Genomic DNA, 7,929 nt, shown 5'->3' with positions numbered 1-7,929 from the left:
CCCCTATACGCGCCATCTGCTGGCCGCCGAGCCGAAGGGCAAGCCGCCGGCCGCCAACGCGGCAGCCAAGCCTGTCATGACCGGCAAGGACATMAAGGTCTGGTTTCCGATCAAGCAGGGCTTCTTCCGGCGCACCGTCGACAATGTGAAAGCGGTCGACGGCATCGATGTCACCGTGCGTGCCGGGCAGACGCTCGGCGTGGTCGGCGAATCCGGCTCCGGCAAGACGACGCTCGGCCTGGCGCTGGCGCGGATGATCTCGTCGACCGGGAGCATCCAGTTCAACGGACGCGACATCAACCAGCTCTCCTTCAACGCCATGCGGCCGCTGCGGCGCGAATTGCAGATCGTCTTCCAGGACCCGTTCGGCTCGCTCAGCCCGCGCATGTCGATCGCCGAGATCATCGAGGAAGGCCTGAAGATCCACGAACCGAAACTGTCGCCCGACCAGCGCGACGCACGCGTCGCCGACGTGCTGAAGGAAGTGGGGCTCGATCCCGCTACCCGCAACCGCTACCCGCACGAGTTTTCCGGCGGCCAGCGCCAGCGTGTCGCCATCGCGCGCGCCATGGTGCTCAACCCGCGCTTCGTGATGCTGGACGAGCCGACATCGGCGCTCGACATGAGCGTGCAGGCGCAGGTCGTCGACCTGTTGCGCAGCCTGCAGGCCAAGCACGACCTCGCCTATCTTTTCATCAGTCACGACCTCAAAGTCATCCGGGCGCTGGCCAACGACGTCATCGTCATGCGCAATGGCAGGATCGTCGAAGCCGGCCCTTCCGAACAGATTTTTGGAAATCCACAAACCGACTATACTCGGGCGCTGATCTCGGCCGCCTTCAAGATAGAGACGGCGCCGGTCGGCATCGTCAGCGAATAGCCTGGACAACGGGCACGCATAACAGGGAAACTCCATTGATGGAAAAAGGCCGCATCCTGCTTGCCGTCACCGGTTTTCATCCGCAGCGCTGGCGCGAGCTCTTGTCGGCCGAGCGCGAGGTGGTGCTGGAGCCGGACGGCGCCAGCGACCCGTCGATCACCTATGCGGTGGTGTGGAAGCAGAAGCCGAACATCCTGGCATCGCTGCCCAATCTGCGCGCCATCTTCTCGATCGGTGCCGGCGTCGACCATATCTTCGCCGACCCGGGCCTGCCGGATGTGCCGATCGTCAAGGTCGTCGCCGACAACCTCACCCAGTACATGACCGAATATGTCGTCTGGCGGGTGCTCGACCATCATCGCCACGGCCTGCTCTACCGGTCGCAGCAGCCAAAAAAGATCTGGCACGAGCCGCAGCAGCGGCCGGCCAACGACATTTCGGTCGGCATCATGGGCCTCGGCAATCTCGGCCGCGCCGCCGCCTCGGTGCTTTTGTCGCTCGGCTTTGCCGTCAATGGCTGGTCACGCAGCGAGCGGCCGATGAAAGGCGTAGCGACCTACTCCGGCGAGGCGGGACTGATCCCCTTCCTCAAGGCGACCGATATTCTGGTGGTGCTTTTGCCGCTGACCCCGGACACGCATGGCATCATCAATTACGGCGTGCTGAAGGAACTGAGGAAGCGCAACGGCCTCGGCGGCTCGGTGCTGATCAATGCCGGTCGCGGCCGCCTGCAGAAGGACGCCGACATCGTGCGGGCACTGGATGACGGCACGCTGAAGGAGGCGAGCCTCGATGTGTTCGAAGTCGAACCGCTGCCGAAGACCAGTCCGCTGTGGGGACATCCGAAAGTGTTCGTGACGCCGCATTCGGCGGCGACCTCCGATCCTGTCCACCTGGCCCCGATCATGCTGCGCCAGATGGACGCTTTCGAACGCGGCGAAAAGCTCGACAATCTGGTCGACCGTAAAGCGGGGTATTAAGCAATTCCTGGAAATGCGTGAAACGGTTTTCCCGGGAAAAGCGGGTGGCGTTTTCCCTCAGGGAATTGCATCAAAGAATAGAGAGCGGCGCCTGCCCGATCCTAGCCAGGCAGCAGTTTCTTCTGCTGGTCTGGCTTGCCGCAATCGCGACGATCGATCGACCGGTTCATGGCATCCATCTGGCCGGTCGCCTTGTCGGCATCTTGCTTGGCCTTGGAGCGCACATCCGGCATGAACGGGCCGAAGCCCATCGCCGGATTGGAGAAGGCCGGCTTCGCCTTCGTCGACAAATTGTGTTGCTGTGCCAGCGCGTTGCGCTGCGCCAGCAGCTGGCCGCAGGGCACGCTGTCATACTGCAGGGAGGACTGGATGTCGGCGTCCTGCCTCTCGGCCATCGAACTGCCCGCGCAGCCGGCGGTCACCAGGCAAGATGCCAAGACAATCATGTTCCAGCGCATCGACTCTGCTCCTCCTGATATCCCGCCTTGATGCGACCAGATCGCAAATATCAGACGCGCATGCAAATCAGACTTTTTCGCAGCACGGATTATCTGCGGGCGCGACTGGAGGAGATCGCAGCCTCGTCCCCCGGTAGCTTGCCTGCCACAACGACCAACCCGTTGACGGGTTCCCGGCGGTCCTGCCGGATCACGGTCGTTTCCAGCGACAGGATCGAAAACCCGTTGGCAGCCAGGATTTCACGCACATAATGTTCCGAATGCGCGTAGCGGCGCGATGGCAGCAACACAAAATCGCCATTGCCAATCAGGCTCTCGACGGAAAAGGCGAACAGGCCATCGCCGGCAAGCAAGCCGGCAACCGTCTTCACCACGCCGTCGAGCGCGCCGACATAGATGAAGACATCGGCCACCGCCACCAGATCGGCTTTCGGGCCGGCATAGGAAAAATCCCGCAGATCGGCCTTGCCGAGGAAATCGTAGACGCCCTTGGCCCGCGCCTGCTTCAGCATCCTGGCCGAAATGTCATATCCCTCCAGCCGATCGGCGATGGGCCGCAGCCTCTGCCCCATGAGCCCGGTGCCGCAGCCGAGATCGAGCGCCAGCGGGAAGCGGCCCGGCCTTGTCGACCGGATGGCCTGATCGAGCAATTCGGGCAGCCGATACCCCAGCCTGTCGACCAGTGATTCCTCGAAGCTGTCGGCATAGTGGTCGAACAGCGTCTCGACGAAGGCGCTGGGCAGCGAGCCGGTCTCCGGCGCCCTGCCGATCAATTGCAGGTTCAGTGCGGCACCTTGACGATCCGTCGGATCGAGTTGCAGCGACATCGTCCATGCCTGCGCGGCGAGGTCCGGCGCACCGGCAGCCTGCTGCATCTCGCCGAGGCGAAACCAGCCCATCGCCCATTGCGGCTTCAGTTCCAGGGCACCGAGCAGCAATTCCGCCGCCGCGGCATGATCGCCGTCCGCATGCAGCATCTCGGCATAATCGGCACGGCGATCGGCGTTCAAGTCGCCGGACGAGGCCTGAAGCGGTTTCATGGCAATGGGTCMTGGGCGATGATCCTGTCGGCGGATGGAAGCCGGCGGTGCTGTATGCGGGAGTCAGCAGTCACATACAACAGGCTTCCCGCAGCGGAATTATATCCTATCTTGGGGATCATGCGCGCCTCAGACCTGCTCCATCCCCGGCCCGAGGGCCTCTATTGCCCACCAGGTGATTTCTTCATCGACCCGGTGCGGCCGGTGAACCGGGCGCTGATCACGCATGGCCATTCCGATCATGCACGTTCCGGCCACCGTTCGGTGCTGGCCACACAGCAGACGCTCGACATCATGGGCCTGCGCTATGGCGAGGATTTTGCCGACACAACGCAAGCAGCTCAGCTCGGCGAGACGATTGTCCTCGATGGTGTCAGCATCAGCTTCCATCCCGCCGGCCATGTGCTTGGCTCGGCGCAGATCGCCGTCGAGCACCAGGGCACGCGCATCGTCGCTTCCGGCGACTACAAGCGGCAGAAAGACGCGACCTGCGCGCCGTTCGAGCCGATCGCGTGCGATGTGTTCATCACCGAGGCGACTTTCGGCCTGCCGGTGTTTCGCCATCCACCCGACACGGAAGAGATCGCCCGCCTGCTGAAATCGGCGACGCAGTTTCCCGAACGCTCGCATCTGGTCGGCGCCTATGCGCTGGGAAAGGCGCAGCGGGTGATGCGGCTGCTGCGCGACGCCGGCTACGACCGGCCGATCTACATCCATGGCGCGCTGGCCAGACTCAGCGGATATTACCAGAGCCAGGGCATCGAGCTCGGAACGCTCGAACCGGCAACGGTGGAGGGCGGCAAGCAAGATTTCGCGGGCGCCATCGTGGTCGGTCCGCCTTCGGCTTTCGCCGACCGCTGGGCGCGGCGCTTTCCCGATCCGATCTCGTGCTTCGCCTCGGGCTGGATGCGCATCCGCCAACGCGCCAAGCAAGGCGGCGTCGAACTGCCGCTGATCATATCAGACCACGCCGACTGGGACGAACTGACCGCCACCATCAAGGAGACCGGAGCCGAGGAAATCTGGGTGACGCATGGCCGCGAGGAAGCGCTGGTGCGCTGGTGCGAACTCGAAGGCATCGCCGCACGGCCGCTGCATCTGGTCGGCTACGAGGACGAGGGCGATTGAGGGCATGAACCGCTTCGCCGAACTTCTCGATCGCCTGGTGCTGACGCCGTCGCGCAACGGCAAGCTGACGCTGCTGACCGACTATTTCCGCAGCGTGGGGGATCCCGACCGTGGCCTGGCGCTGGCTGCCATCACCGGCGATCTCAACATCGCCGCGGTCAAGCCGGCGATGCTGCGCACCCTGGTGACCGAGCGCATGGACCCGGTGCTGTTCGGCTATTCCTACGACTATGTCGGCGACCTTGCCGAAACGGTGTCGCTGGTCTGGCCGCAAACGCCCGGAAACATCCCGAACCGCGAGCCGACGCTCGGCGAAGTCGTCGCCAGGCTGCAGGCGGCAAGCCGCTCCGACGGACCGAAGGTGCTGTCCGGACTGCTCGACAGCGCCGGCATCTCGGCGCGCTTTGCCATCATCAAGCTGGTCACTGGCGGCCTGCGCATCGGCGTGTCGGCGCGGCTGGCCAAACAGGCGCTGGCGGATTTCGGCAAGGTCGATGTCACCGAGATCGAGGAGCTTTGGCATGGGCTGTCGCCGCCTTACACGGCGCTGTTCGCCTGGCTGGAAGGCAAGGCCGAAAAGCCCAGGAATACGGCGATGGCCCTGTTTCGCCCGGTCATGCTGTCGAACCCGGTCGGCGACGGCGATCTCGAAAAGCTCGACCCCGCGGACTATGCGGCCGAATGGAAATGGGACGGCATCCGCGTCCAGGCGGTGGCCGAAGGCGGTAGCCGCCGGCTCTATTCGCGCACCGGCGACGATGTCTCCGGCGCCTTTCCGGATCTCGCCGACGCCATGCATTTTTCGGCAACGCTGGACGGTGAACTGCTGGTCGGCGATCCCCGGCTGGCGACTGGCACCTTCTCGGACCTGCAGCAAAGGCTGAACCGCAAGACGGTGACGCCGAAGATGCAGCAGCAATATCCAGCCTTCATGCGCTGCTACGACGTGCTGCAGATCGGCGACGAGGATTTGCGCGCGCTGCCGTTTCGTGAGCGGCGCGGCCGACTGGAAACCTTTGTCGGCATGCTCGACCCGAGCCGTTTCGACCTTTCGCCATTTGTCGACTTCGCCGACTGGCAGGCGCTGGAGGAGCTGCGCCGGGCACCGCCGCATCCGATCATCGAGGGCGTCATGCTGAAACGCTGGGACTCGCCCTATGTCGCCGGGCGGCCGAAAGGCCCGTGGTTCAAATGGAAGCGCGATCCGCACACGGTGGATGCCGTGCTGATGTATGCCCAACGCGGCCATGGCAAGCGCTCGAGCTTCTATTCGGACTACACCTTCGGCGTCTGGTCCGGCGGCGAGGGCGAAGAGGAACTGGTGCCTGTCGGCAAAGCCTACTTCGGCTTCACCGACGAAGAGTTGAAGCAGATCGACAAATATGTCCGCGACAACACGGTCGAGCGTTTCGGGCCTGTGCGCTCGGTGCGGGCCGACCGCGATAACGGCCTGGTGCTGGAAGTCGCCTTCGAGGGCCTCAACCGCTCGACCCGGCACAAATCCGGCGTCGCCATGCGCTTTCCCCGCATCTCGCGGCTGCGCTGGGACAAGCCGGCCAACGAGGCCGACCGCATCGAGACGCTGCAGGCGCTGCTCGATCGCTAAGTCGCTTGTCCTGCATGGATGCGCTTACGGCTCGACCGAGACCCGGATTTCGTAGATGTCCGCCGCCTTGCCCTGTTTGTCGAAGTCGGAATTGACGGCGATCGTGCCGGCCGAGCCCGGGTGCTTCTTGGGAAACTGCACGTCGAATAGATATTCGTTCTGCTGCTGGCCGACCGCGTAGCGCTTGCGGCCGCAGTCGCCCAGTTCGCCGAAATTGCAGTCGACGGAAATCTGCGTCTCCTTGCCTTCTTCGGAGCGTGCAATGATGTCGAACACGGCATGCTTGCCGGCGAGCTGTTCCAGCACGCCTTGCCCGACATCGAAGCTGATCGCCGAACCGGAGGCTCCGGAACGGATGCGCAGGAACGACCCGGTGTCGTCCTTCATCACTTCGGCCTTGGCATCCGACGGGGCGCTGACATGCGACGCGTCGGTTGGCGAAAACACGTTGATCCAGTCGCGCGACTGGTCCGCGGCACCGGGCTTTGCTGGGCCGGTGTCGCCATCGGCCGGTGTGAAGTCGTCGTCGTTGACGGTCGGCGGCGCTTCGGGCGGAGCGGTGTCGAGCTGCGCCTGTGTCTTGAACACGCCGGTCTGCATGGCAAAGAACAGGCCGATGCCGACAGCGGCAAGCAGAGTCACGGTCAGGAAGATGGCAGTCAACGGCAGTCGACGCCCCCTTATGCGCCGTTCATCGCGATCGGGCGTCACTTCCGTCGCGGCGTCGGCCGAGGCGGGAGCAGACATGTCGATGGCTGGCGCGCCGGGAAGGCCGGCGTCCGGCATGATGTCGGGAACGACTGGCAGCACACGCGAGCGAGGCGCATCGGAGGCGGATTGCACGGGCTCGTCAACGACAACGACGGGTGATGCCGGTTGCCCGGTCTCAACCGCAGGAGCGGGGTCCGCAGCCACCTCGACCGCAGGAGCCGGGTCCCCACCAAGCTCGACCGCCGGCGCATCACCCTGTGGGCCGACATCCGGCACCGCCGGCAGATATTCGGATTCGATTTCGGTGATTTTCGCCTGTATCGCCTTGCGGCGCTTGATGGCGACTTCCACCGTCACGTCGGGATTGGCCTGGAGCGCACGGTCGAGCGCGGCAAAAGCCGATCGATAGACCCTTTCGCGAAACGCGCGGTCCTCGGCATTGCCTTTCTCGAAGGCATTCCGGATCGCCTTTTCGATTGCGTCCAAGCGGGTCCCTCTGCACGTTTGCCCAACCTTGCCATGATCGTTAGCCGCAGGCGACCAATCAATCAACGGGCGAGCGGCGCATTCTGCCTTGTCAGGGTGCGCAAAGTCCATTCCGACGCTGTTCCGGCAACGAAATCAGCGTGTTTCATCAATTTTGACCAGCAGGAGGGTGCGAACCCCACGAGCCTGACTTCGCCACCGATTGGCGAGCAACGCTGCGGACGGCTTTCGACGGCCGTAAAGCAACCCTTGCATGAATTGCCAAGTCGCATCTTGAATTCGCCGCCGGTTGAGTCTATCACCCCCGCATCTTGGAGGCTCGGCCTCCCGGGCCGCTTTAGCTCAGTTGGTAGAGCACATCATTCGTAATGATGGGGTCAGGTGTTCGAGTCACCTAAGCGGCACCATTCCTTCAAGCAGCAATCAATGGCGCCGTCACGGGGCCGAGCCTCGGCTCCGGCCGTTCGCTGCTTTTGTCGGACAGGTAAGTGAGGATGGAGGCCTCGCCTCGGGATCGAACCGAGGCTTCAGAGATTTGCAGTCTCCAGCGTAGCCGCTCCGCCACGAGGCCATCGCTGTCCAAGTAGCAGCCTAATATTTACGGAAAGGTTAAGGCCGAACCGCCGCCGGAGCTAAGGCT

General features: G+C 63.8%; 7 protein-coding genes and 2 tRNA genes. 5 read left to right on the top strand and 4 right to left on the bottom strand.

The window, feature by feature from the left end:
- The coding region (locus tag ACXJ7R_RS19110; RefSeq protein WP_457153210.1) for an ATP-binding cassette domain-containing protein at positions 1 to 880 on the top strand (880 nt) is incomplete at its 5' end.
- Between the two features lie 38 nt (positions 881 to 918).
- Positions 919 to 1,860, top strand: coding sequence for a 2-hydroxyacid dehydrogenase (locus tag ACXJ7R_RS19105; protein ID WP_457153209.1), 942 nt, complete (start codon positions 919 to 921; stop codon positions 1,858 to 1,860).
- Between the two features lie 101 nt (positions 1,861 to 1,961).
- Here ACXJ7R_RS19105 and ACXJ7R_RS19100 read toward each other — a convergent pair whose 3' ends face one another.
- Positions 1,962 to 2,318 (bottom strand): hypothetical protein, encoded by a 357-nt coding sequence (locus ACXJ7R_RS19100; protein ID WP_457153208.1) that lies wholly within the window; start codon positions 2,316 to 2,318, stop codon positions 1,962 to 1,964.
- 89 nt (positions 2,319 to 2,407) lie between these two features.
- Positions 2,408 to 3,358 carry a class I SAM-dependent DNA methyltransferase gene (locus ACXJ7R_RS19095; protein ID WP_457153207.1) on the bottom strand — a complete coding sequence of 317 codons (951 nt, stop codon included), beginning with the start codon at positions 3,356 to 3,358 and terminating at the stop codon, positions 2,408 to 2,410.
- 120 nt (positions 3,359 to 3,478) lie between these two features.
- On the opposite strand from ACXJ7R_RS19095, the gene ACXJ7R_RS19090 reads away from it, so the two are divergent.
- Positions 3,479 to 4,486 carry a ligase-associated DNA damage response exonuclease gene (locus ACXJ7R_RS19090; protein WP_457153206.1) on the top strand — a complete coding sequence of 336 codons (1,008 nt, stop codon included), beginning with the start codon at positions 3,479 to 3,481 and terminating at the stop codon, positions 4,484 to 4,486.
- 4 nt (positions 4,487 to 4,490) lie between these two features.
- Complete coding sequence (locus ACXJ7R_RS19085) at positions 4,491 to 6,092, top strand: cisplatin damage response ATP-dependent DNA ligase (protein ID WP_457153205.1); 1,602 nt, start codon at positions 4,491 to 4,493, stop codon at positions 6,090 to 6,092.
- A 24-nt stretch (positions 6,093 to 6,116) separates the two neighbouring features.
- Here the strand turns inward: ACXJ7R_RS19085 and ACXJ7R_RS19080 are convergent, their stop codons facing one another.
- Complete coding sequence (locus ACXJ7R_RS19080; protein WP_457153204.1) at positions 6,117 to 7,289, bottom strand: hypothetical protein; 1,173 nt, start codon at positions 7,287 to 7,289, stop codon at positions 6,117 to 6,119.
- 331 nt (positions 7,290 to 7,620) lie between these two features.
- Here ACXJ7R_RS19080 and ACXJ7R_RS19075 point away from each other — a divergent pair.
- Positions 7,621 to 7,696 (top strand) — tRNA-Thr (locus tag ACXJ7R_RS19075).
- A gap of 88 nt (positions 7,697 to 7,784) precedes the next feature.
- Here the strand turns inward: ACXJ7R_RS19075 and ACXJ7R_RS19070 are convergent.
- Positions 7,785 to 7,860, bottom strand: a tRNA-Cys gene (locus ACXJ7R_RS19070).
- Positions 7,861 to 7,929 lie beyond the last annotated feature (69 nt).

Source organism: Mesorhizobium sp. P5_C1, from assembly GCF_054049815.1.
Note: the sequence above shows the minus strand (reverse complement) of the source record. Positions and strands in the feature narration are given on the sequence as shown.

Coding starts and splice junctions, on each gene's coding strand:
- ACXJ7R_RS19105 (WP_457153209.1), top strand. CDS start 919: ATGGAAAAAGGCCGCATCCTGCTTGCCGTCACCGGTTTTCATCCGCAG.
- ACXJ7R_RS19100 (WP_457153208.1), bottom strand. CDS start 2,318: ATGCGCTGGAACATGATTGTCTTGGCATCTTGCCTGGTGACCGCCGGC.
- ACXJ7R_RS19095 (WP_457153207.1), bottom strand. CDS start 3,358: ATGAAACCGCTTCAGGCCTCGTCCGGCGACTTGAACGCCGATCGCCGT.
- ACXJ7R_RS19090 (WP_457153206.1), top strand. CDS start 3,479: ATGCGCGCCTCAGACCTGCTCCATCCCCGGCCCGAGGGCCTCTATTGC.
- ACXJ7R_RS19085 (WP_457153205.1), top strand. CDS start 4,491: ATGAACCGCTTCGCCGAACTTCTCGATCGCCTGGTGCTGACGCCGTCG.